Genomic DNA, 21,488 nt, shown 5'->3' with positions numbered 1-21,488 from the left:
TGAGTTACCAGTCAAAGGTGGCAAAGCCTGGCAGCACTTCGCCACAGGCATCCAGATGAACAATGCTGGCGGCGTAACGGCGCATAAGCGCCACCACCAGGCGACGACAGGTTTTCGACAAACCGAGACGTTTGAGGCGTAATACCGGAAACGACCACGCATCCAGATGCAACAGATAGCCGGAGCCGGTATACATAATCCATTCGCTGTCACCATGGTCTTCATATTGATGCGAAAGCGTGAACAGCAGGTTGTTGTCGGCTTCGGTGATATGTGCGGTGCTGCACCGGATACCGTTAAAGCGAGTGACAGGCAGGAGCGGATCTTCAGCCCCTGGTTCCCCAGGGGCTTCTGTAAAGCGTAATATGCAACCGTTATCACAGACTACATCGATCAGATTGGCCAGCTCAATTCCGTCGATATCAACAGCGATCCGCCCCATGTTAAGGGCCAGTATATTGACGGCATCAGCTTCCACAGTCAGAGACAGTTTCATCGGGTCACCCCACTGTATTTGCCGGTGGTGATGTCAGTCACCATTTTGTAGCCATTGGGTATCATCAGTCCGCAGGCCTTACGGGCGTGGAGGATATCAATGCTGGTGATAAGTGGTGACTGTGTTTCTGCGCTGAAACCGTGACGATCGGTGCGCACCAGTTCATATTTTTCCACGATAAAATTCACGGCGTCGCACAGTGAGATCCCGGTGTCTATGTGCTCCTGAATCACCTGTTCATCAGCAAATAGCGTGTCGTTTAGCGTGAGGCCGTAGTGTTTGTCCAGCAGGTGGCTCAGAAGTCGCTGCCAAATCTCCACGGGTGACAGACGTGGAGAAGCCTCCCGTGCCGGGGATACGGGTTGTGTTTGCATAAGGGGTATCTCGTTGTTGAAGGGGTAAAAAGAAAGGTGTTGCGTGGGTTATGACCTTACTGATGGTGTCGGATAAATCGCTATATAGATATAACCATGCGATCCGAGTGAGTCAGCCTCGCAGGTCAGTCCCTTTGCATACAGCGTGACGCAGTGGTGATGGCGGGGACTGAGTTCACCGGAAACCAGCATCAACTCCAGCTGTTTGAACAGCACAGGAAACGCCTGGTCGAGATGGCGTAAATCCGCGTCGGTGAATGTCCCGGTGATGCTGGCGCGGTCGGCCAGATAATGCAGCCGGTTGCCTTCCTGTACCAGCCGTGCACCGAAGCACGGGGTGATATTACGTTTCAGTCCCCACCACGGTTCAGAAATATGATGATTTGCCGGCAGTGTTTTATTCAACAAGGTCGTGCTCCTTGAATATGAGTTAACTGAGGGTGACGCTGCGCAGAACGACATACGGGCCGTTGCGGTCCTGGCGACGTTCAGCGAACACGGCCAGGACGCCGCTGATATCCTGGACCTCCTTCCCTGCATAGTGGCAGATGCTGCCGGACCAGGCGTATTTCCCGGAACAGAAGCGAAACAGCCTGGACTCAGGATGCTGGCGATATAGCGCCATCGCCTGACGTTTGCTGATAATCTTCATCGCTGCTCTCCTTACAGCCAGCCGCGTTCAGCGAATGACACTACTTCCATGCCGCCAACCACCAGATGGTCCGGCAGGCGGATATCCACCAGGTCCAGTGCCTGCTTAAGACGTTCCGTGAGGCGGCGGTCTGCCTCGCTGGGTTCTGCCAGGCCTGACGGATGATTGTGGGCAACGATGACGGCGGCTGCATTATATTTCAGGGCGGCTTTCACCACTTCCCGGGGATGGACTTCGGTATGACTGATAGTGCCGGTGAACAGTATCTCGTGGGCAATGAGGCGGTTCTGGTTGTCGAGGAACAGCACCATAAACACTTCGCGCTCTTCCCCTGCCAGGCGCAGGCGCAGCCAGTCCCGGGTGGCACCGGCGGAGGTGAAGGCCACACCGGGTTCACGCAACTGGCGCTCCAGCAGGTTCATTGCCCGCCGCAACGTTCGCCGGGCATACGGGGACAGGGGGACTTCCTGGTGTGGTGAGGTCAGTGACGGGAACATATCAGGCTGCGATGACGTGGGTAAGGGGGCCGGATTTGTCATGGTAATTCCCCTAATCAATGATACGCATAATTGCGTGGCAGTCCGGGTGCAGCAGGGCATAGTCCCGCAGGCGATAATAGTGCTCTGTCATGGCATCGCATTCGGTGCGGCAGGCGTAATGACTGTAAGTGATAAGGCAGACGGCTATCCCGGCAGCCTCAGCGCTCATCTCTGCGCCGTTACCGTTCATGCTGTTAAACAGTGTCCATTTCTCATCGTTTTCGCTCTCCGGGGCCATAAACGCACCACCATTGTTGAGGGTAAAGAAATTCCATATCCCGCCACAGTAGCCCCTGCAAAACCGGTCCATCCAGCCAAAAATGTGGGGTTCGAGGGTTATCCACTGCGGTATGCTGCCAAACTGCTGCGGCCAGAAGCTGATGCGGTTCTCATCGGCGACCTGTGTGGCGGCAATCTGGTTTTGAGCTGCGACGGGGACGGAGTCTGCGGGTGTGAACAGTGGCAGTGTGTTACTCGTCATGTTGATTTTCCTTGTGTATGACTATGTGAAATGAACTGAAGAAAGGGGTATTTCGTGGGAAGCGTTCCGGTTACTGGCTCAACAGATCCATCATGTTCTCAGCCATCACCCATAAAGCGCGGTTTAACTTCACGTCGCCATCAATGCCGTTCACGGCACGGGTGTGGCTGCGTTTACCCTTCGCGGTACGCCCGGGCAGACCACCTTTGAGCAGGTTTTCCTGCAGTCTCTGGTACGTGGTCCACAGGTCATCCTGACGGTCCTCATACCGTCGGGGCGTCAGTATCTGCGTAGCGGTCACTGGCTGGTGTTTTTCACCAAAACGGTATGTCAGTGCCGCATTCGCCATCGCCTGCTGTGCCGCTGGTGGAAGCAGCAGTGACTGCATGGCATCGCGTTTCTCTTCCACCCGGTCAAAGACCCCGAGAACCTCGTAAGCGCCTTCGATGACCTTTTCCACCACATTGCCTTTATGAGGGACACGTATCTCGCCAAAGGACTGGCCGCAGACCAGGGAGTTGGTGCAGACGCTGCGGAAGATACCGGGCAGCATCTGGTAACTTGATGAACCATCATGAGAATTCAGCAGAATGATTTCCGGGACCTGCTGACCGGTAATCTGTCCGGCACGGCGCAGCCTCAACATGTGCTTAGTGTGTTCACGTTTGCTCAGGTCCCGAACACGGGTCTGGCAGGCAAAGAACGGTTGAAAGCCCTCGCGTTGCAGGTTTTCCAGCAGGGTGATGGTAGGGATATAGCTGTAACGCTCAGAACGTGATGCATGCTTGTCTTCCCCGAAAACACTGGGAACGACCTGCATCAGTTCTTCGCGGGTTAAAGGGCGGTCGCGGCGTACTTGGTTAATTCGCCCGAAGCGACTGGCTAAGCGCATGGTTAACTCCTTATATGGCAGGAAAAGAAAAGGGCTGTTCCTCCCGAAGGAGGAACAGCCCTGTCAGTGCAGTGGTGTATCACCGGTTCAGTATTCACCGGCGAAGGTTGCAGATTCTTTTTTACAAGCAGCACCGAACAGCCGTTACGGATTGCCAGTTAAAGGTAAAAGCACTCTTGCTGGTTTGTACTGCTAACTCACTTCATTTAGATTTCTCGCAATCAACCGGCTGTATCATGGGGCATAAAACCGTATTGATGTCATCCGGCAGATGCTGCTATCAGAGGCTGTCAGCCTGTATAACCCCCTCTTCTGCCAGTGAATGGCTGATGTTGTTAGCTACCGTATCCGGGTCAAGTTTTATCTCTGCGAGCAGTTTTCCTGTCTCCGGGGTGCCCTTATAGACATAAAGGGAAGCAAATGGCTCTCCGGAATCATTCGAACCAGCTGAAACCTGATAACTGGTATCGCCATTTCTGACCGTAAAATCCTGAATACTGATGACCTGATTGTTCTGGTACGCGTAAGTGGTGCTACCCGCAGGAACAGTAAGATTCATTTCTTTGCTTTTTGTACCAATCTTACCGAATGAATACGAGACCGACGGCGTGACAATGCAAATCTCCACCTCTTTTTTGTGATTCGTAGTCTGTGCGTAAAACACCGGTTTTGCACAGCGCGGGGCATGAGCCTGAGGGAGCGCGTCCGTCGTCGCTGCATGCAAAACTGATGTCGCGGTGAATAACACGGCTGCACTCATCAGCAGATGTCGGATAATGGTTTTCACGGTTTTCATTTTCGTCACTCTCCTGCTTCGGGTAAAACGACATAAATATCCCGGCCCCTGACCTCAATGGTCACCGGCTCCTTTACACCGGTGTTCAGCAGGGCCTGTGCCCGCCAGAAACGGCCTTTTACTTCTTCCTGCATATCGGTTACGCGAATACAGCGTTCATCAAATCCCTCGTCCCGCAGAATTTTTGTCACCACGCTGCAGGCACTCTGCGCCAGGTTTTCCGTACCAGACCGCTGGTTAAGCAGGTATATCGCCACGAATGACAGCACGGTACACAGCAGCCAGACCTGCATCAGCCGCCAGGGTTTGCCCTGTATCTGGTCACGCTGGCGCAGGTACACCACCGGGAACCAGAACCAGACAAAGGACGGGGGCGTTATGCCCTGCTTCATCAGGTTTGTCCGGTCCAGCAACACCCAGGCCAGGGCAACAGCCATGTAAATGACAAGTGCGACTGTCTGTGGAAAATTGAGGAACAGCACGACCCAGATTGCAGGGAGTACGGCCGCGAGGCACCAGGCAAACATATCCTGACGCAGTAATGGATATGATTTCATTTCAGGGTCTCCCTGTGAATACAGGCACCCGTCATCACGGAGATAAAATGAAGCATATAATATTCCTTTATAAATAATTGATTAAATAGAATTAATAACCGGGGATATCTTCATGGACAGCACAGATCGTACTGGCTAATCAGAAGGCGGGATAATTGTTAATTCAGATCGATATGCGCAAACCGATCGTTGATATCTATCACTAATAACGATCAATAAATTTCTTTCAATAGTCATTGGCTATCATACATTGCGATTTCGATCGTCGAAACAGATCGAAACGGCAGTGATAAAAGAAAGGTAAAATCAGAACAGAAGATGCCAGACGACATGAATAAGGGACAGAAACCGCCGACGGAGTCGCTGTAACTGACGCACCAGTTTCCCTGAGGTCTGCACAACTGAAGCCGCTTCGTCAAAAATCGTTCCGGCGACACTGACGAACCCTTCCCGTGCGGTATGCTGAACACGTTCAGTGCGTAACTCTGCGTTCAGGTGGCGTGAAACGGCACTGCAGCTGTTAACTGGCAGGGCCTGAATCAGTGCCTCCGCCCACAGCTCCAGGTTGTAGTATTCCGTGGCGGATACCGCAATGACCGGATGGACTGCGGCAAACAGCGTCATGGCAAGCTCTGTTTTGGTGGCGAGGTTTTCAGACTGGTTTGCAGAAGGCTGATGATTTGAATTGTCCCATTCGCGACAGGGCTCCATTTTGTCGGCCTGTGTGAGGACAAACAGAAAATGCTCCGGCTCTGCTCCCGCGTTCAGCAGTTCACGGTAGCAGCGCAGGTCATCTTTCCAGGCCCGGTCATCTGCTTTCAGCGCCCAGACAATCAGGTCCAGTTTTGAGGACCATGCCCGGTACAGCCGACGATACTGTCTGTCGAGTTCCGGGGTTTCGGCAATGCCGGGAAAATCTGCAATATAAAGAGTATGTGACCCGCGCCTGATATGATACCGGTTAACGCGTCGGGTGCAGCCCCTGGCCGCATCCACGCTGGCAGGTGGCGGACTGAAAAGGGTATTGCACAGGCTGGATTTTCCGGCTCCCGATTTTCCCATAATGCCAATCACCGGCTCGTAGTGAACACACCGGAGTATTCGTTCGACCATCGCATCCGGCAGGCCGCCGGGAAGACAGGACAGGGACTGCTTCAGGGCATCGGAAACCTGCCCGGTATGGGTACTGTCTGACACATTGACCTCCGTGAGTTAAACAACAGGCGGCAGCGATACGGGCTACCGTACTCACGGGGGTAATATCGGTCTGAATATATTTACAGCTAAAAACATCAGACTGAAACTTATCCGAAATGCCGTTTTTTCTGAGAGGCATTCATCGCTTTTAGCCTGAGCCTGTCCTTATTGGCGTTGATGTCAATGCCCTTTATCAAAATGGGAGGGAGTCTGTCAGACGGAAATGCTTTAGCTGTTTTTCGTACAGGGATAAAAAATGCGCCGGCCTTGTCCTGAGGTGCATACTCTGCCACCTGGCATAACCCGGTATGTTTGTTTACTTTTGGGTTTGAAAGATCTCTGTATTTTATATATCTGATATTTTCAAAATCATACTTTCCACCCCATTTCTCCCATTCAACTCTGTTGACCCTGATGATAATACAACTGGCTATAAATGTTCCCTGACAATGGTGCTCAGTCGTTATGTTGTCGCTGTAAGAACAATGTATATCTGTTTTTATGACTATAAGGAGATCGTCATTGTTGTATGTCTGATGGGGATTCTTTAGAGAGGCTTTGTTAATATCAAAATCGATTTCCTGATCGATTGCTTTCATTATATCCTTGTGTACGAATCTTATTCGCGATTTTTCATCTTTGCCTGTTACCATCAAACAAGGGAAGGATATATCCCCTGAAACATCATAACGATGGACAGCAGTATACTCAGGGTAAATGTGCACTCCCGCCGACGTATCCATTTTACTGCGGGTTGTGTCGGCGACTTCTCTTTCACGCGATACCAGGGAGTAAAGGTAGTGTGACGCACTTTTCTTTCCATTTGTCTTTAATGCTTTCTCCCGGAGAAATGCTTCTGTTTCATCATCAGAGTAATACATTGTTGCCTTGTATTTATAACCCATCCTCTCCCTCTCATCGTCATGATAATTACATCAATAAAAGCGTTCCAGGTAACCCGGTTCACTGCCTGCTTTCTGAAATGCCGCAAAGATGTTCCTGTCAGACAGCAGTGCTATCATGCAATAGTAACCTACTTTATATTAGTTAAATAAATTAATAGTACCTTGTATGGAGTGGTTTACAAATCGCTCGGAGATTTTCGTCTGTCCGCCAACTCACATGCCTCTGCCTGTCAGGATTGTACCTGTGGCCCGCTGGACCAGTTTGAATCGGTGGTTTTATAGGCATGGAATACACTTTTAAAAGTGACCTACTTTATTATAAATTAATGTAAATCAGCCAGATGAGTGTGTTGTGGTGCTTGCCTGCTTACATTCTGTAAGTCAGATGCCTTCCTGCCTGCGGGGCTGACAGAGCGAGCATTACATAATCATTATTTTATTACACGACCTTCCCATCCTCTGAGGAAGGCTGCAACACAACACTGAGAACAGTCATTCCTCCTTTCACTTTTAACGTAAAGGAGATTCCCCATGAACACATCCCCCGCATTGCTGAACGACCAGCTTGTCGATATGACATTCATCACCACCTACACCGAAATGACGGATAAATGGTTCTACAAACTCATCAGCGAAGGCCAGTTCCCGAAGCCCATCAAGCTGGGTCGCAGTTCCCGCTGGCTGAAGAGTGAAGTCGAAACTTGGATGCAGCAACGTATTGCGGATTCACGCGGTAACTGATTATATCTGTCAGAACGAACCTCGAAATAAGTATTTTTTTTGTTGTGTTCTGATATGGCTAACCCTGGAGTAAAAAATGAGCGCGTTAAATATATGGCCCCGCACTAGAGAAGGCTTTGTTATATATTTATCGTGATTATCCGTACAGTATATATATTATATACACACTCATGCATGCACTTATATACTCATGGTATCTATTCACAATATACTCTTTTACAGGGTTAAGTATACAGGGTGAGAGTATACTGTTAAACAATGGTAATTAACACTGAAAGTTAACGAAACAATTTGAGTTAATGTTTAAATGAGATACTAGTCAGGGAGGCATTATCATGAAGTATGATTTTAATGCCTTCTTCAAAATTACACAAAAGGGTCCTCATAACGCATATAAATAATTCCCGCACGGGCTCCCTGGTAAGGTGGTTAATAAATTGCGATAACGGATAATGGTTAAGGTAAATCTCATTCAACATCATATGAATATCTGTCAGTTAAACATTCACCACCAGTAATCGCATCTGCGTTTGTTGATAAATATCCGACAGCACTCTGCCTTTCCACCCTCTGACACATTAATCCCCATTCGTGTATTCATCACTGCCATTCGTTATGGCAGGGAATTCGCTCGCCTGAAACAAACAAAAAGGAGTAACACTTATGACCAATAGTAAATTTGGCCCACTGAATTCTGGTTATATGAAACGTATCAGAGATGTCACCTACCTGGCGACAAATGCCCATGCCAGAACATGCGTATTCACCTTCGTTCTCAGACTGCCTGAGTATCGCGATAACGATGATAGCATTACCAGTACGCCTGACCTGAAGGCAGGGTTAATGGAACGTTTCACTGATGCACTGAGAGCCCGTATAACAGCCCATCAGAAACGACGTAAGCGGGAAGGCCTCCAGGTATGTCCAACGAACCTGAGATATGTCTGGGTACGTGAAACTGGAGAGCGCGACAAATCGCATTACCACGCTGCAATATTCGTTAACAAAGATACCTTCAACGGCTTAGGGAATTATTCAAAGGAAGGCCATAACCTGGGGAGTTACATCTGCGAGGCCTGGCTGAGTGCGCTGGGTCTGCTCGAATTTCCTGAATACCGAACGCTTGTTTCCCTCAACAACACGCCACACTATCTGGAGCGTCTTCGGGTGGACCGCTATAGTCAACAGTTACTGGAACTATGGCGCCATCTGGAATACTTTGCCAAAGAACGCACCAAGTCCTACAGCAAGGAAGAACGCTCATTCGGGGGAAGTGTCAGATAAGCAAAGAGAGCGTTGGGGGATACATTCTCCCTTGCAGTGATGCAGTTCATTTTCCTCCTGTTCAAGGTTATTCTAGAGGCATTCAGCTCGAGTCAACCATTCAGAAGCACAAAGACCAGCTCTCAAAGAAAAATCTTTCCAAACAAATAACCGGAGCTGTCGCTCCGGCTCGGATTCACTCATTACTCAAAGTAATCCATATCTAGCTTGGGCATTTTAACCAAACGGGAAGAAACACCGACTTCGTTCTCAATCATCAAATGAACCAGGCGTTCACCATCAACCAAAACCATGCCCTCAACGGAATGGGCAAAATCTCGTGCCTGAGAAGTAAAACCGGAAGTGGTGATAAACACGCCACGTTTGGCCTTTTGTCCCGCCAGCGCACCATAAAAAGCCTGGAGTTCCGGGCGGCCAACTGTGTTCTGCCAGCGTTTAGCCTGTACGTAAACCTTTTCGAGTCCCAGTTTATCGAGCGAGATGATACCGTCGATGCCACCATCACCGCTACCTCCCACACGTTGTAGGTCATCCCGATGTCCGCCATATCCCAGACGATGAAGAACATCCAGGACGATAACCTCAAAACGTGCTGGGGAGACTTGCAACAGATTTTCTAACAGCTCATCAGCAACCGCGTCCCGTAGCTCTTTTAACGCCTGATCAAGTCGATCATCCGGGCTGCTTTTTGCCAGCTCTTCCTGATTCAGTACCACTGGTCTTGGATCAAGATCGACAGCATCTGGCTGCTGTTTTAGCTTCACGTTCATGAAATTAAACGCCAGATGGTTCACTTCCCCGTCAGTGAGTGGCTGGGTATGGGCATGTACCCAATTAACCCCTTCTGGCGTTAAGCACCACTTTCCTCTGGATAAACTTTGCGATAAACCGGCTCGCTTCAGGCGGTCATGTGCCCAACCAGCCCGATTTTTATAAACTAACTGACCGCTGGCAATCACTTCTGCCCGCTGATTATCATCAAGATTAAGTGCATCAGCAGCGGCTTCGTGCGCATCGCGAGCCGGTACGCCATTGGGTTTATCAGCCAAATAGCGTAGCAATGGCTCAATAAATTTATCGTAGGTAGGAACAGCCATAGAAACATCCCTGATAATGTTTTTATTGGATAGGTTGGTAGCTTAGCGTGATGAACATGTATATGTACCCACTGTTACCAATTTAACTGACTAAGGTAAACCTCATCTCCACATCATAAATCAGAAAATATCATCCCAGCCATCCCATCCAATCTCTTCTTGGTCTTCTCCCAGTCCGGCATTACCTGTCCCATGAGCCGGTAGAAGCGTTCACTATGGTTATGCTCGGCCAGATGGCAGAGCTCATGCAAAATCACATAGTCGATGCATTCCCGGGGAGCTTTGACCAGGTTTGGGTTAAGGGTGAGCCGACCGTTAGGTGAGCAACTCCCCCACTGTGTTTGCATGGTGAGAATGCGCAATGGTGGCAGAGCGTTGACCCACAGAGCCTGCTCGAGCATGGCCTCAAGCCGTTTGGCGAAAACATCCTTGGCACGGGTTTTATACCAATCAATAAGAAGTTGCCGGACCTTTTCATGGCTCTTCTGACGCAAGGTAACTTCCAGCTTTCCGCGCAACATTTTTACGCGTTGTACCCCCGCAGGTTCTTCAATTACCTTCAGCAAGTATTGTTTGCCAAGGTAATAATGGCTCTCGCCGCTGATATACTTCCGTGGCGTAATATACTCAAGCTGTTTGCGGAAATCTCGAAGCTGCTGGTAAATCCAGCGTCCTCGCTTTTTCACTGCCGTCAGGACGGCCAGATCATCAGCCTCTTCAGGTGCAGAGACAACCACCCGGCAATCAGGATGCACCTTAATCAACACGCGGCTTCTTGCATAGGGACGAGGCTCACGATCAAAGTTGATCCACTCGTCTCCGTAGATAAAGCTCATAGCCTGCGTTTGCGTATGAATGGGCACAGCTTACACTCCACTCAATCCGACACGGGTAATTTGTACAATCATCTCGACGATCTTCTTCGCCTGGTCCATACCGCCGCCAATAGCTTTGCATTCTTTAAACATCAATGGCAGCAGCTTTTTCCTGATATCTGCTTCAATGTTCTGCGGGTTTATCGAGTTTTCGGCCACCGAGGTTTCAACTGAACGATCCACATCAAACGCCAGTTTTATCCACTTATCCTGAACTTGCGAATCGGTAATCGAGAAGACCTCTGGCAGAATTTTCTTGAATACGCCAAAGTAAGCCTGAGCATGGTGGTTACCGGCGAATGCATCTGGAATATCATTCAAACGGCGTTCCTGCACCTGCTCTTCAAACTCCCGGAAAAGCATATATTGCTTGAGCGGATGCTCGAATAACTTCTCAGCTTCTTCGATAGCTTGCCGTAATAGCTTAGAGAATGCCTCCTGCGCATAGGGATCATCACGCAGTTCTTGTTCGATCATACGAGTAACACGCGTTTTTATGATGTCGGTTTCGTTACGGATTTTATCTTCGCTCCACTTTTCTGGCTGCGCTTGTCCCATCTTGTTTACTTCGTAAACACCATCAGGTTCCCGAACTTCTACACCAACAACATGCTTATCGAGTAACTTTTTGACCTGCTCGGCATATTCATCATAGTCGATACGCTCACCGGCATCTTGCTGCACTAACTGGCGTAAACTGGAGAACTGCATCACCGTCTCTTTGTAATGACGGCGATCATCTTCACTAAAGCTCTTGTCTTCAAAGAAGGTGGCTGATTGCAATGCAACTTTTAAGCAACTGGCAAATTCAGTCAGTGCCTCGTAAAAGTCTTCACGTATTTTCAGGTGCACATCTACCAGTTCGCCATTTTTTTCTTCAATGCGTGGTACCAATACCTGACGCAGTTGCTCGGTATCTTGCCTATTCTTCACACCGTCAAAAATCGCCCACAGGTTTTTATAAAGCTGCGGTAGACGTTTGTATTCGGTGCTCATCTGATTATAGAGCCCGGCAAGATCATCAATCTCGTAACCACCCTGGGTGCGGGATGCGAGTTTCTGGTACTTCTCTATGGTGGTATCCAGCTCTTTAAGAATGCCGCGATAATCAATGAGCAGTCCGAATTTCTTCTTAGGGTGCAAACGGTTAACTCGTGCTATCGCCTGAATCAGGTTGTGTCCTTTGAGCTGCTTATCGATGTAAAGCACTGCGTTCTTGGGCTCATCAAAGCCGGTTAGCAGCTTATCGACCACAATCAGCAATTTCAGCGAATCGTCTTTATCAAAGCGGTCTATCACATTTCTGGTGTAGGATTGTTCATCCTGTTGACCGACATTCTCTTTCCACCATTTAACAACTTCAGGTGTGGTAGATTCATCAACTTCGGTGTTACCTTCACGAGTGTCAGGGGCGCTGATCACCACCGCGGATTCAAACAGCCCGACCTCATCCAGATATTTCTTGTACTTGATGGCAGCGGCTTTACTGTCACAAGCAAGCTGACCTTTTAAACCTTCGTCGATGTTTTTCACGAAGTGATTGGCAATATCTAATGCAATCAGACGAATACGATCGTCTGCGGTGTAGATCTGCCCTTTACTTGCATATTTGCGTTTAAGATCGGTTTTTTGCTGGTCGCTTAATCCTTCGGTGATTCGCTCAAACCAGCTATCGAGAGCACGTTCATTCACATCCAGATCGGGAATGCGCTCTTCATAAAGTAGTGGCGTTACGGCTTTATCATCCGTTGCTCGCTGCATCGTATAAGCATGGATGATAGAACCAAATTTATTGGTCGTTTTATCATCTTTCAGCAATGGAGTACCAGTAAAAGCAACGAATGCGGCTTTCGGCAACGCCTGCATCATGCGGATATGGTTTTCACCCCCCTGGCTACGGTGGCCTTCATCAATCAACACAATAATATCTGAACTGGTATTGATGCATTCAGGCTGCCTGATGGCGGTATTAAACTTCTGGATCAACGAGAAGATAATACGCTCAGTGCCCTTACCAATTTGTTCTGCCAAACGCCTGCCGGATGTCGCGATCGCCGCTGACTTGTCCCTCTTCCCAGAGAGCTCTCCACTGGAGATAAAGGTACGGCTAAGCTGGTTTTCCAAATCGACGCGGTCGGTAACTACCACAATGCGGCATTGCTTTAAGCTTTCATGCAAGATCAGCGCTTTACTCAGAAATACCATCGTCAACGATTTACCCGAACCGGTGGTATGCCAAATAACGCCACCTTCACGGCTACCATCAGGTCTTTTGGTATTGATACGCTCAATCAAGCGTTTGATACCAAAAACTTGCTGATAGCGAGCAACAACCTTGCCGACTTTTTTATCAAACAGCGTATAAAAGCGAATCATGTCCAGCAGACGTTCAGGCAATAATAGGCTGATTAACAGCTTATCTTGCCCGGTCACAGCCAACTCTCCCGCAGCGACCAAACCTTGGAACCAATCCCCAACAGCTACTGGTCGATGACCAAATAGCTTATCTAGCTGTTCAGGCAGAAGCTTTTGATTCTTGATGACATACATTTCAGCATCAGAAAGGTCCTCTTCACGCCAGGTGGCCCAGAATTTAGCCGACGTTCCACAGGTACCGTAACGGCCATCATGGCCATTAATCGACAACAGTAACTGACTGTAAACAAACAGGCGTGGAATTTCATCGTGGCGCTGGTTACGGAGAGTTTGTGATATCCCTTCACCAATGGTTGGCATTTTTTTTGCGTTTCCATCCGGACGCTTGGCTTCAATGACCACCAATGGAATACCATTCACAAAACAGACGATATCTGGCCTACGTGATTCAACGCCGTTAGCACGCGTTACCGTGAATTCCTCAGTAAAAACAAAACTGTTATTCGTTGGATGGTGCCAATCAATTAAGGCAATGGTTGGGTTTGCCTTTTTACCATCGATAAACTCGGTAACGGAAATACCGTACATCAAATGGTTATAGAGACGCTCATTGGCAGTGAGTAGCCCCTGATTCAAGGCAGGGCTGTTGACTTCAGCAATCAGATTATCAATAGCCTTGTCGGAAAGAGAATATTCTTTTCCACCATACGTAAAAGTACGCTTTGCCAGTTGCTCCCTGAGCAGGTGCGTCAACAAAACCTGATCAGGTTTGCCTGCTCGGGCAGCCAGAGCTTCTTCAGGAGAAAGGTAAGACCAGCCAAGGTTAGTCAGCAGCGCCAAAGCCGGAAGCTTAGCACTGTATTCTTCCTGAAATTTTGGGGCATATTGGGTGCTCATTTTACTCCCTTATCTTTAGGATCGACCTTCCACTGCAGCAACGCTGTAATATCCTGCCTCCCCTTCTGCTGCTTTCAAACGACGCTGTTGTTAGGCAAAAAGGTCATATTCAGCTTGGGTTTTATTATCCGCCATTTTCTTGATTACCTCTTCTGCCTGAGTAAGCCAAAGCGTGTCTGACTGAAAACGACACTCAACACGGGGGCGCGGCCATCGTCACTTTGAAACAGCAGGAACTCACCCACTGGGATTTGAGGTAGATGTTTATCCGTCACGCCGCATCCGTTTTCACCCGGCGTTTACCCGTGAGCAATTGCTGAATCAGCGCCTTTTTTTCTTGTTTTAAGTAGCTAATTTTTTGTTGTTGTACCGCAATCAGGTTATCAACCACAATCAGGACAGAAGCAATTTTTTGTTGTTCATCTAAGCATGGACATAAAAAGGTCAATTTTTCAAAATCCGATTTTGACAATTCTAAAAATGTCGAACCAGACGACTTCCTAACTAACTCTTTAACATTGAAATTAAAAAGATAGTAAAGAAAATCAACAGAAAAATTAGAGTTAGGAACTAGATTCTTAAATCCCTGATTGGTAGTTATTTCTGTTGTAGAAATAGCCATCGAACCAATAGTTGCTCTTGTACAAATAAGTAATGTTCCCTTGGGAAGCTTCTTGGCCGAACTGTTTTTTAAACCTTTTTCTGATATTGTCTTATTTGTACTAAACACATATCGACTCTTCAGGGATGTCACGTCAGTAGGTGTTAACCAGCTAATATTCCCGTTCCAATACTCTTTCTCAGTAGTATCCGGCGTACCTCCGGAAAAAATACTTCCCATTTCACTTACTTTAACTGTACTCCACGCCTGATTGAACCCCTCCAAGCGTTTCTTTCCTGTGAGTAGTTGCTGCATCAGTGCTTTTTTCTGCTGCTGACTATTGCTTAACAGTTTCTCAGTAATTGTGGTTGCCTTATCCCAAGTAGAAAGGATTTTAGCAATTTTCTTTTGTTCTGATAATGGTGGCACTAATGCTTCGACTTTTCTCAACTCTGAAAGAGAAATTTCTTGTAAAGCGGACCCCCCTACTCTGCGCATCAAGTCAGTTCGGAATTTTGTTGAGCGCAGCGCCCATAAAAGAAACTCTGGAACTATTTTACTTTTGTCTGCTGCTATTCTAGCTAATCCTCTAGTGATATTAATGCCAGAAAGACTTTCATCAATAAGATGAGCCAGCCCCACCTCACCACGTAGGGCCAGCACAATATCCCCCTCTTCGAGGATTGTTTTTTTATAAGCCTGATGAATTTCTAACGAGGTCTTGATCATATCATCAAGATTAATGTAATCTTTAGTTAAATCAATAACTCGGAGACAAGGAATACCTTTAGGTAAGTTGTCCCCCGTCTGAACAATTCCATATGAAATTTGCTTACTGCAAATTTCACTTAGCATGAAAATACCCCATCCCTTAGGCACCATATCCTAGTTCCTCCAGATACTTAGCCATTTCTATTTCCAACGTTGCCATCTGTCCTTTAAGTTGCTCGCGCTCGGCACGTACAATCATTAGATCAATTAGCTCTTCGTCTTCAAAGGTATCGACATAACGGGGAATATTCAGATTGTAGTCGTTATCGCGGATCTCTTGCAGGCTGGCAATATGGGCATACTTATCAATATTATCACCATTTCGATAAGCACTAACAATGTCACGAATATTATCACCAGTGAGCTGGTTTTGATTCTTACCCAGTTTAAACTCACGGCTGGCATCGATAAACAACACGTTATCGTCTACTTTCTGCTTTTTAAAGATCAGAATTGCAGCTGGAATACCCGTCCCGTAAAACAGTTTTTCAGGTAACCCAATCACTGCATCAAGCAAATTTTCTTCAATCAGCTTTTGGCGGATCTTACCTTCGCTAGAACCCCGGAACAACACACCATGTGGAACCACTACTCCCATACGCCCCGTTTTCGGCTTCATGGTCTCGATCATATGCAGAATAAAAGCAAAATCACCCTTAGTTTTTGGCGGCAAACCTCGACGAAAACGACCAAATTTATCGTTTTCTACCTCATCATGCCCCCATTTATCCAGCGAGAAAGGCGGGTTAGCGGTAACCACATCAAACAGCATTAGATCGCCATTCTTATCTAACAACTTCGGATTACGAATGGTGTCGCCCCACTCGATTTTGTGGTTATCCTCACCATGCAGGAACATATTCATTTTCGCCAATGACCAGGTTGAACCGATGGCTTCTTGGCCATAGAGTTCATACTGTTTGGAGCCATGATGCTGCACTACCTTACGACCACATTTCATCAGTAAGGACGCAGAACCGCAGGCGGGATCGCAAATAGTATCTCCCGGTCGTGGCTCTAAGAGTTCAGCCATAAGTTCAGACACTTCCGGTGGGGTATAGTACTCACCCGCCTTCTGACCACTGTTTGCAGCAAACTTTCCGATCAGGTATTCATACGCATTACCGATTACGTCCAGCCCGCCCACGCGACTAGGCTTAAGGTTCAGCTCTGGGTTAGCGAACTCCACTAGCAGGTCTTTGAGAATCCCGTTCTTTTGCTTCTCTTCACCTAGTTTATCTGTGTTAAAAGAGATATCTTGGAAAACGCTTTTCCCTGCATCTTTCAGCTTAGTACCATTGGCTTCTTCAATCGCGTGAAGGGCCTCGTCGATACGCTCGCCGTTACCAGGTTCATTACGACGCTCATACAGCGCATAAAAACTGGCCTCTTTTGGCAGAACGAATCGTTCGTTCTTCATCATTTCTTCGATCAGTTCCGGCTCGTCACCATACTCTTTTTTGTATCCATCATAGTGATCCTGCCACACATCAGAAATGTACTTCAGGAACAACATAGTAAGGATGAAGTCTTTATAGGTATCAGGGCTGATAGTGCCACGGAAGATATCGCACATGCCCCATAGCACCCTGTTAATACGGTCTTGATCTATTTTGTTGCTCATAACCTATTTATCCTTAAGTAATTTTTGCAAAATGCCAAGCTCAAGTTGGTGGCGATTATTTTGTAACTTACTGATAAGTTTATCTTCTTCCTGCCAGACTCGTTGAAGCTCAATAAGTTGTCGTTGCGTATGCGCAGATGGAACAGGAATCTCCACATCCAACAATGCTGCTTTAGTAATAAGCTGGATGTTTGTACCACTGCGATTAAACATCTGTTGTGTCATCGGGTGGTTAAGTACCCAACACAGGTATTCAGGAGCTATCTCGCGCTCTTCCCTTCGAAGGGTAACGATCAGAAACTGGCTGGTAGCTACCACTGGGATGTCACTGCTACAGACAACCGCGACGTTCCGGTTCCCCCTGGCGGCAACGACAATTTCACCTTGTCTGAGGAAAGGCGGCTCAACACGTTGCTCCCAACTAATCGCCGGTAAAGCTTCATAATCTCTCTGCCAATCCAGCTCGAGGTCCTTAATTTGTAATATGCGTACATCTCCGTCAGGTACTGGCTCTATCGCCCCTCGAAATGTATAGCCAGACCGGATAGTAGCGACATCACCTAACTTTATTAACGTTGTTGGCATAAAGACCTCGGTTAGGTGCACCATTCCTGATGCACTTGTCGTCAAGTAGGATTCAAGGGCCGGGGGTTTTGAACCCATTCTGGCCCTTTCGTTGATAATCCGTGCTCACTCCTGCCGCTTTAACTCTTGTTACTAAATCACCACCATAACCAGAACATTTTCGCGAATTTGCTCAGCAATTTGGTGAGAGACAATGATCCATGTAAAGTCATGGAGTTAGCATCAGGTCCTGCTTGGCGTGATTCAGTTGTTACGCGAAATGTGATAATCTGCTTTTGCAGATCATAAGAAATTTGATAAACTGCCATATGAACGACCTCCAATCCTAGTTTTAGACGCTTTGGGTTTGAGTCAACGCGACAGGTTGCCTCCTGTCGCACCACTCACATCACTGTCTGTACACTTGATACTGTAGTAAAAGTGAGTTGGTAGAAGCATCATGAAGTAAAAATAGAGTATCGTCAATAGCATTTTATCTACAGTATTCCTTCTACAGACAAGAGATGAACTGTAGTCAGCAATAAAATAGAATAATAAGGTAAGAAAAAACTCCCTATAACAAGCTGTTTTATAAAGATAATTATCTTGCATTTCTGACTTTTCAAATAAAGTAATCTCCTTTCCCAGCTATTGCTGAGGCCCAAAAAATTTTTATGCTTTTTTGTTAAACGAGCCAGCAAATACGTTTTCAGCGCTAGCAAGCCCATCAATGTGATCTCCATACCACTGCATCATCTCCCGTCTTCCCTCTAGATAATGCGCATGGTTGTACGTACCGCGAATCGCATTCTTATCCACATGAGCAAGCTGTGTCTCTATCAAGGCCGAGTGGCTCCTTGTATATATAGAACGATGCATACATTGCAGAAGAAGGCATTGTTGATCACCGTCTAAGCTTTGCATAGTCAAACGGCGTAATCCCCTTCTCCCGGTTCGCATCCAGAAAATCCGCCCACCACTGCAGCATCAACTTACGTTCGTCAATAAACTCCGCCTTATGGATATAAGCTGCTCGTACTGTGTTGCGTTCCATATGGCTCATCTGCCTTTCCACCGCATCCTTCGACCATAGTCCTGACTCAATTAACGAACTACAGGCCATTGTGCGGAAGCCGTGCCCGCAAACCTCAACCTTAGTATCATATCTCATGACCCGTAGCGCACCGTTTACGGTGTTTTCACTCATTGGCTTACGCGGATCATGATCGCCAATAAAGATCAGCTCATGTTCGCCACAGAACTGTTTTATTTGCTTCAGGATCGCCAGCGCCTGCTTTGAAAGCGGCACCAGATGAGGTGTACGCATTTTTGACCCTCTTTGAGAATGTTTCACGCCGGGAATAGGCTCTCGCACAGGCGGGATCGTCCACATTGACGTTTCGAAATCGATCTCCGACCAGCGAGCAAAACGCAGCTCACTGGAGCGAATAAAGATAAGCAGAGTGAGTTCGGTTGCCCAACGGGTTAGTGGCCTGCCGGTGTAGTCATCTATTTTCTGAAGTAATTCAGGGATGCGCTTTAACTCCAGCGCCGGACGGTGTTGCCGATTACTGGAAGCAACCGCCCCAGCCATCTCTTGCGCCGGGTTGTAATCAATCAACCCGCTTTGCACTGCATAACGCATGATAGCCGTGGTGCGCTGTTGAAGACGGGAAGCCACTTCAAGACGTCCAGATATCTCTACGGCTTTAATTGGAATTAACAGATCACGGGTACCCAGTTCAGCAATGTTGCAAGCACCAATTGCCGGGAAGATATTGTCCTCTAGGCTCTTTTTAACGCGATTAGCATGATCTTCCGACCATTTTTGGTTGGTCACGAGCCACTCTCTGGCAACCTTCTCGAAAGTAATAATCTCTTTCGCCTGCTCTTCTTTCACAGCACGTTTATGCTCACGAGGATCGATACCAGCAGCTACCAACCTTCTGGCCTCTTCTCTTTTCTTCCTGGCATCAGCCAGCGAAACATCCGGGTAAACACCGAATGCCATCAAATGTTGTTTACCACCAAAACGGAAACGAAATCGCCAATACTTAGAGCCGTTAGGTTTTACAAGTAAGAGCATGCCGTCGCCGTCAACAAGTGAATACTCTTTGTCTTCAGGTTTTGCAGAACGAACTTTAGTATCCGTTAGGGCCATAATGGACCTCCTTCCATTGGTATCTCGTGAGTATACAAGCAATATCGAATCGGCAAATATACTCATTAGTATACTCACAAGCTTGTTGATGTGGGTGGACTCAGGTTGACTTCAGTTGGGGAAAAAAGCTGGAAAAGACTTGTGTAGCGCGGAGTTCAGACATAAAAAAAGACCTCAGTTGAGGTCCATTTACATGCTTTTGGTGCCGAAGGCCGGACTCGAACCGGCACGTATTTCTACGGTTGATTTTGAATCAACTGCGTCTACCGATTTCGCCACTCCGGCACGGAAGGGATGCGGAAAACGTTGTGGATTATACCTGTCGTGCGCCACCATGCAAGCGCCAGCGTGTGTCTGGCTCGCTAAGTGTTGAAAATTTCAGCATTACCTTTCTTACCTGTAACCATCATCACAGTTTGCCCTCTTCTTAACCCCCCCTTCTGCGAGGCGTCCCGTTTCCCCATGCTCTACACTTCCAGTTCAACACCACACTGAGGGAAACACGATGTCGATGATAAAAAGCTACGCCGCAAAAGCGGCGGGCAGCGAACTCGAACTCTATGAATATGATGCGGGCGAGCTCAAGCCGGAAGATGTCGAAGTCCAGGTCGATTACTGCGGTATCTGCCATTCTGATTTGTCGATGATCGACAACGAATGGGGATTCTCTCAGTATCCGCTGGTTGCCGGGCATGAGGTGATTGGTCGCGTGGCGGCGCTCGGCAGCGCGGCGCAGGATAAGGGTCTGAAGGTTGGTCAGCGCGTCGGTATTGGCTGGACGGCGCGCAGTTGCGGGCACTGCGACGCCTGTATCAGCGGCAATCAGATTAACTGCCTGGAAGGTTCCGTTACCACTATTCTTAATCGCGGCGGCTTTGCCGAGAAGCTACGAGCCGACTGGCAGTGGGTGATCCCGCTGCCGGAGAGTATCGATCTGGCGGCCGCTGGCCCATTATTGTGCGGCGGCATTACGGTGTTCAAACCGCTGCTGATGCACCATATCACAGCCACCAGCCGTGTCGGGGTGATCGGCATCGGCGGGCTGGGGCATATCGCCATTAAGCTGTTGCATGCGATGGGCTGCGAAGTGACCGCGTTCAGCTCCAATCCGGCGAAAGAGCAGGAAGTGCTGGCGATGGGAGCGGATAAGGTGGTCAACAGCCGCGATCCGGATGCGCTAAAAGCGCTGGCGGGCCAGTTCGATCTCATTATTAACACAGTTAACGTCGATCTCGACTGGCAGCCCTATTTTGAAGCGCTGGCCTACGGCGGTAACTTCCATACCGTCGGTGCAGTGCTGAAGCCGCTGCCGGTACCGGCGTTCACCTTAATTGCCGGGGATCGTAGCATCTCCGGTTCGGCGACCGGGACGCCATTCGAGCTGCGCAAGCTGATGAAGTTTGCCGGGCGCAGCAAGGTGTCGCCTACCACCGAGCTGTACCCGATGTCGCAAATTAACGAAGCAATCCAGCATGTGCGTGACGGCAAGGCCCGCTACCGCGTGGTGCTGAAAGCCGACTTCTGATCGTCTTTGCCGGGAGGCGTAAGCTTCCCGGCTATTCTCCCCGCTATTCCAGGCAGGTAAAATTCTCCTCACAATCTCCGCAA

At 48.2% G+C, this 21,488-nt stretch carries 21 protein-coding genes, 1 tRNA gene and 2 pseudogenes; 3 read left to right on the top strand and 21 right to left on the bottom strand.

What is annotated here, in order from left to right; translation table 11 throughout:
• Positions 1 to 4: 4 nt before the first annotated feature.
• The 11 genes from OGV57_RS12335 to OGV57_RS12285 all read right to left on the bottom strand — a co-directional run bounded on the left by OGV57_RS12335 (position 5) and on the right by OGV57_RS12285 (position 6,889).
• A complete protein-coding gene (locus OGV57_RS12335; protein WP_250856814.1) occupies positions 5 to 496 on the bottom strand; it encodes a DUF5983 family protein in 492 nt (163 codons plus the stop codon).
• Positions 493 to 870 (bottom strand): TA system toxin CbtA family protein, encoded by a 378-nt coding sequence (locus OGV57_RS12330; protein WP_250856815.1) that lies wholly within the window; start codon positions 868 to 870, stop codon positions 493 to 495. The genes OGV57_RS12335 and OGV57_RS12330 overlap by 4 nt, the downstream gene beginning before the upstream one ends.
• Positions 871 to 918: 48 nt before the next feature.
• On the bottom strand, positions 919 to 1,278 hold the full coding sequence (locus OGV57_RS12325) for a type IV toxin-antitoxin system YeeU family antitoxin (RefSeq protein ID WP_286531200.1): 360 nt from the start codon (positions 1,276 to 1,278) through the stop codon (positions 919 to 921).
• A gap of 22 nt (positions 1,279 to 1,300) precedes the next feature.
• On the bottom strand, positions 1,301 to 1,522 hold the full coding sequence (locus tag OGV57_RS12320; protein ID WP_250856816.1) for a DUF987 domain-containing protein: 222 nt from the start codon (positions 1,520 to 1,522) through the stop codon (positions 1,301 to 1,303).
• Between the two features lie 11 nt (positions 1,523 to 1,533).
• The gene (gene radC, locus OGV57_RS12315) at positions 1,534 to 2,019 is read right to left on the bottom strand and encodes a RadC family protein (protein ID WP_250856876.1); all 486 of its coding nucleotides are present in this window, start codon (positions 2,017 to 2,019) and stop codon (positions 1,534 to 1,536) included.
• A 52-nt stretch (positions 2,020 to 2,071) separates the two neighbouring features.
• A complete protein-coding gene (locus OGV57_RS12310) occupies positions 2,072 to 2,542 on the bottom strand; it encodes an antirestriction protein (RefSeq protein ID WP_250856817.1) in 471 nt (156 codons plus the stop codon).
• Positions 2,543 to 2,612: 70 nt separating this feature from the next.
• A complete protein-coding gene (locus OGV57_RS12305) occupies positions 2,613 to 3,434 on the bottom strand; it encodes a DUF932 domain-containing protein (protein WP_250856818.1) in 822 nt (273 codons plus the stop codon).
• Between the two features lie 280 nt (positions 3,435 to 3,714).
• The gene (locus OGV57_RS12300) at positions 3,715 to 4,230 is read right to left on the bottom strand and encodes a hypothetical protein (protein ID WP_250856819.1); all 516 of its coding nucleotides are present in this window, start codon (positions 4,228 to 4,230) and stop codon (positions 3,715 to 3,717) included.
• A 5-nt stretch (positions 4,231 to 4,235) separates the two neighbouring features.
• The gene (locus OGV57_RS12295; RefSeq protein WP_250856820.1) at positions 4,236 to 4,787 is read right to left on the bottom strand and encodes a hypothetical protein; all 552 of its coding nucleotides are present in this window, start codon (positions 4,785 to 4,787) and stop codon (positions 4,236 to 4,238) included.
• Between the two features lie 306 nt (positions 4,788 to 5,093).
• Positions 5,094 to 5,984: a GTPase family protein gene (locus tag OGV57_RS12290; RefSeq protein ID WP_250856821.1), complete on the bottom strand. Its 891-nt coding sequence runs from the start codon at positions 5,982 to 5,984 to the stop codon at positions 5,094 to 5,096.
• Between the two features lie 107 nt (positions 5,985 to 6,091).
• Positions 6,092 to 6,889, bottom strand: coding sequence for a hypothetical protein (locus tag OGV57_RS12285; RefSeq protein WP_250856822.1), 798 nt, complete (start codon positions 6,887 to 6,889; stop codon positions 6,092 to 6,094).
• A gap of 531 nt (positions 6,890 to 7,420) precedes the next feature.
• Between OGV57_RS12285 and OGV57_RS12280 the strand changes: the two genes are divergently transcribed.
• Both OGV57_RS12280 and OGV57_RS12275 read left to right on the top strand, forming a co-directional pair.
• Positions 7,421 to 7,630 (top strand): helix-turn-helix transcriptional regulator, encoded by a 210-nt coding sequence (locus tag OGV57_RS12280; protein ID WP_250856823.1) that lies wholly within the window; start codon positions 7,421 to 7,423, stop codon positions 7,628 to 7,630.
• A gap of 663 nt (positions 7,631 to 8,293) precedes the next feature.
• Positions 8,294 to 8,914: an inovirus Gp2 family protein gene (locus tag OGV57_RS12275; RefSeq protein ID WP_250856824.1), complete on the top strand. Its 621-nt coding sequence runs from the start codon at positions 8,294 to 8,296 to the stop codon at positions 8,912 to 8,914.
• Between the two features lie 182 nt (positions 8,915 to 9,096).
• On the opposite strand, the gene OGV57_RS12270 is transcribed toward OGV57_RS12275, so the two are convergent.
• The 10 genes and pseudogenes from OGV57_RS12270 to OGV57_RS12230 all read right to left on the bottom strand — a co-directional run bounded on the left by OGV57_RS12270 (position 9,097) and on the right by OGV57_RS12230 (position 20,165).
• Positions 9,097 to 10,011 carry a restriction endonuclease gene (locus tag OGV57_RS12270; RefSeq protein ID WP_061584400.1) on the bottom strand — a complete coding sequence of 305 codons (915 nt, stop codon included), beginning with the start codon at positions 10,009 to 10,011 and terminating at the stop codon, positions 9,097 to 9,099.
• Between the two features lie 113 nt (positions 10,012 to 10,124).
• Positions 10,125 to 10,847 (bottom strand): M48 family metallopeptidase, encoded by a 723-nt coding sequence (locus tag OGV57_RS12265; RefSeq protein WP_061584405.1) that lies wholly within the window; start codon positions 10,845 to 10,847, stop codon positions 10,125 to 10,127.
• Between the two features lie 30 nt (positions 10,848 to 10,877).
• Complete coding sequence (locus OGV57_RS12260) at positions 10,878 to 14,159, bottom strand: type I restriction endonuclease subunit R (protein ID WP_250856825.1); 3,282 nt, start codon at positions 14,157 to 14,159, stop codon at positions 10,878 to 10,880.
• Positions 14,160 to 14,312: 153 nt separating this feature from the next.
• A pseudogene (locus OGV57_RS23710) lies at positions 14,313 to 14,434 on the bottom strand (hydroxyacid dehydrogenase); the annotation flags it as partial.
• Positions 14,431 to 15,615 carry a restriction endonuclease subunit S gene (locus tag OGV57_RS12255; RefSeq protein ID WP_233618156.1) on the bottom strand — a complete coding sequence of 395 codons (1,185 nt, stop codon included), beginning with the start codon at positions 15,613 to 15,615 and terminating at the stop codon, positions 14,431 to 14,433. The pseudogene OGV57_RS23710 and the gene OGV57_RS12255, both read right to left, overlap by 4 nt.
• Positions 15,616 to 15,631: 16 nt before the next feature.
• Complete coding sequence (locus OGV57_RS12250) at positions 15,632 to 17,155, bottom strand: type I restriction-modification system subunit M (protein WP_200005802.1); 1,524 nt, start codon at positions 17,153 to 17,155, stop codon at positions 15,632 to 15,634.
• A gap of 3 nt (positions 17,156 to 17,158) precedes the next feature.
• On the bottom strand, positions 17,159 to 17,740 hold the full coding sequence (locus OGV57_RS12245; RefSeq protein ID WP_200005803.1) for a restriction endonuclease subunit S: 582 nt from the start codon (positions 17,738 to 17,740) through the stop codon (positions 17,159 to 17,161).
• 651 nt (positions 17,741 to 18,391) lie between these two features.
• Positions 18,392 to 18,571: pseudogene (locus OGV57_RS12240) on the bottom strand (integrase); the annotation flags it as partial.
• A 52-nt stretch (positions 18,572 to 18,623) separates the two neighbouring features.
• On the bottom strand, positions 18,624 to 19,880 hold the full coding sequence (locus OGV57_RS12235) for a tyrosine-type recombinase/integrase (RefSeq protein ID WP_200005804.1): 1,257 nt from the start codon (positions 19,878 to 19,880) through the stop codon (positions 18,624 to 18,626).
• 200 nt (positions 19,881 to 20,080) lie between these two features.
• Positions 20,081 to 20,165, bottom strand: a tRNA-Leu gene (locus tag OGV57_RS12230).
• Between the two features lie 220 nt (positions 20,166 to 20,385).
• On the opposite strand from OGV57_RS12230, the gene ahr reads away from it, so the two are divergent.
• Positions 20,386 to 21,405, top strand: coding sequence for an NADPH-dependent aldehyde reductase Ahr (gene ahr, locus OGV57_RS12225; protein ID WP_054528004.1), 1,020 nt, complete (start codon positions 20,386 to 20,388; stop codon positions 21,403 to 21,405).
• Positions 21,406 to 21,488 lie beyond the last annotated feature (83 nt).

It is taken from the genome of Citrobacter sp. Cf087, assembly GCF_030334285.1.
Classification (GTDB): domain Bacteria; phylum Pseudomonadota; class Gammaproteobacteria; order Enterobacterales; family Enterobacteriaceae; genus Citrobacter; species Citrobacter freundii.
The sequence above is the reverse complement of the archived record's forward strand: the minus strand, read 5'-3'. Positions and strand labels throughout refer to the sequence as shown.

What these genes read in the sequence shown, in the direction of transcription:
- OGV57_RS12250 (WP_200005802.1), bottom strand. Translation starts at nt 17,155, where the DNA reads ATGAGCAACAAAATAGATCAAGACCGTATTAACAGGGTGCTATGGGGC.
- OGV57_RS12330 (WP_250856815.1), bottom strand. Translation starts at nt 870, where the DNA reads ATGCAAACACAACCCGTATCCCCGGCACGGGAGGCTTCTCCACGTCTG.
- radC (WP_250856876.1), bottom strand. Translation starts at nt 2,019, where the DNA reads ATGTTCCCGTCACTGACCTCACCACACCAGGAAGTCCCCCTGTCCCCG.
- OGV57_RS12275 (WP_250856824.1), top strand. Translation starts at nt 8,294, where the DNA reads ATGACCAATAGTAAATTTGGCCCACTGAATTCTGGTTATATGAAACGT.
- ahr (WP_054528004.1), top strand. Translation starts at nt 20,386, where the DNA reads ATGTCGATGATAAAAAGCTACGCCGCAAAAGCGGCGGGCAGCGAACTC.
- OGV57_RS12245 (WP_200005803.1), bottom strand. Translation starts at nt 17,740, where the DNA reads ATGCCAACAACGTTAATAAAGTTAGGTGATGTCGCTACTATCCGGTCT.
- OGV57_RS12285 (WP_250856822.1), bottom strand. Translation starts at nt 6,889, where the DNA reads ATGGGTTATAAATACAAGGCAACAATGTATTACTCTGATGATGAAACA.
- OGV57_RS12260 (WP_250856825.1), bottom strand. Translation starts at nt 14,159, where the DNA reads ATGAGCACCCAATATGCCCCAAAATTTCAGGAAGAATACAGTGCTAAG.
- OGV57_RS12320 (WP_250856816.1), bottom strand. Translation starts at nt 1,522, where the DNA reads ATGAAGATTATCAGCAAACGTCAGGCGATGGCGCTATATCGCCAGCAT.
- OGV57_RS12235 (WP_200005804.1), bottom strand. Translation starts at nt 19,880, where the DNA reads ATGGCCCTAACGGATACTAAAGTTCGTTCTGCAAAACCTGAAGACAAA.
- OGV57_RS12265 (WP_061584405.1), bottom strand. Translation starts at nt 10,847, where the DNA reads ATGAGCTTTATCTACGGAGACGAGTGGATCAACTTTGATCGTGAGCCT.
- OGV57_RS12310 (WP_250856817.1), bottom strand. Translation starts at nt 2,542, where the DNA reads ATGACGAGTAACACACTGCCACTGTTCACACCCGCAGACTCCGTCCCC.
- OGV57_RS12305 (WP_250856818.1), bottom strand. Translation starts at nt 3,434, where the DNA reads ATGCGCTTAGCCAGTCGCTTCGGGCGAATTAACCAAGTACGCCGCGAC.
- OGV57_RS12280 (WP_250856823.1), top strand. Translation starts at nt 7,421, where the DNA reads ATGAACACATCCCCCGCATTGCTGAACGACCAGCTTGTCGATATGACA.
- OGV57_RS12270 (WP_061584400.1), bottom strand. Translation starts at nt 10,011, where the DNA reads ATGGCTGTTCCTACCTACGATAAATTTATTGAGCCATTGCTACGCTAT.
- OGV57_RS12255 (WP_233618156.1), bottom strand. Translation starts at nt 15,615, where the DNA reads ATGCTAAGTGAAATTTGCAGTAAGCAAATTTCATATGGAATTGTTCAG.
- OGV57_RS12335 (WP_250856814.1), bottom strand. Translation starts at nt 496, where the DNA reads ATGAAACTGTCTCTGACTGTGGAAGCTGATGCCGTCAATATACTGGCC.
- OGV57_RS12300 (WP_250856819.1), bottom strand. Translation starts at nt 4,230, where the DNA reads ATGAAAACCGTGAAAACCATTATCCGACATCTGCTGATGAGTGCAGCC.
- OGV57_RS12295 (WP_250856820.1), bottom strand. Translation starts at nt 4,787, where the DNA reads ATGAAATCATATCCATTACTGCGTCAGGATATGTTTGCCTGGTGCCTC.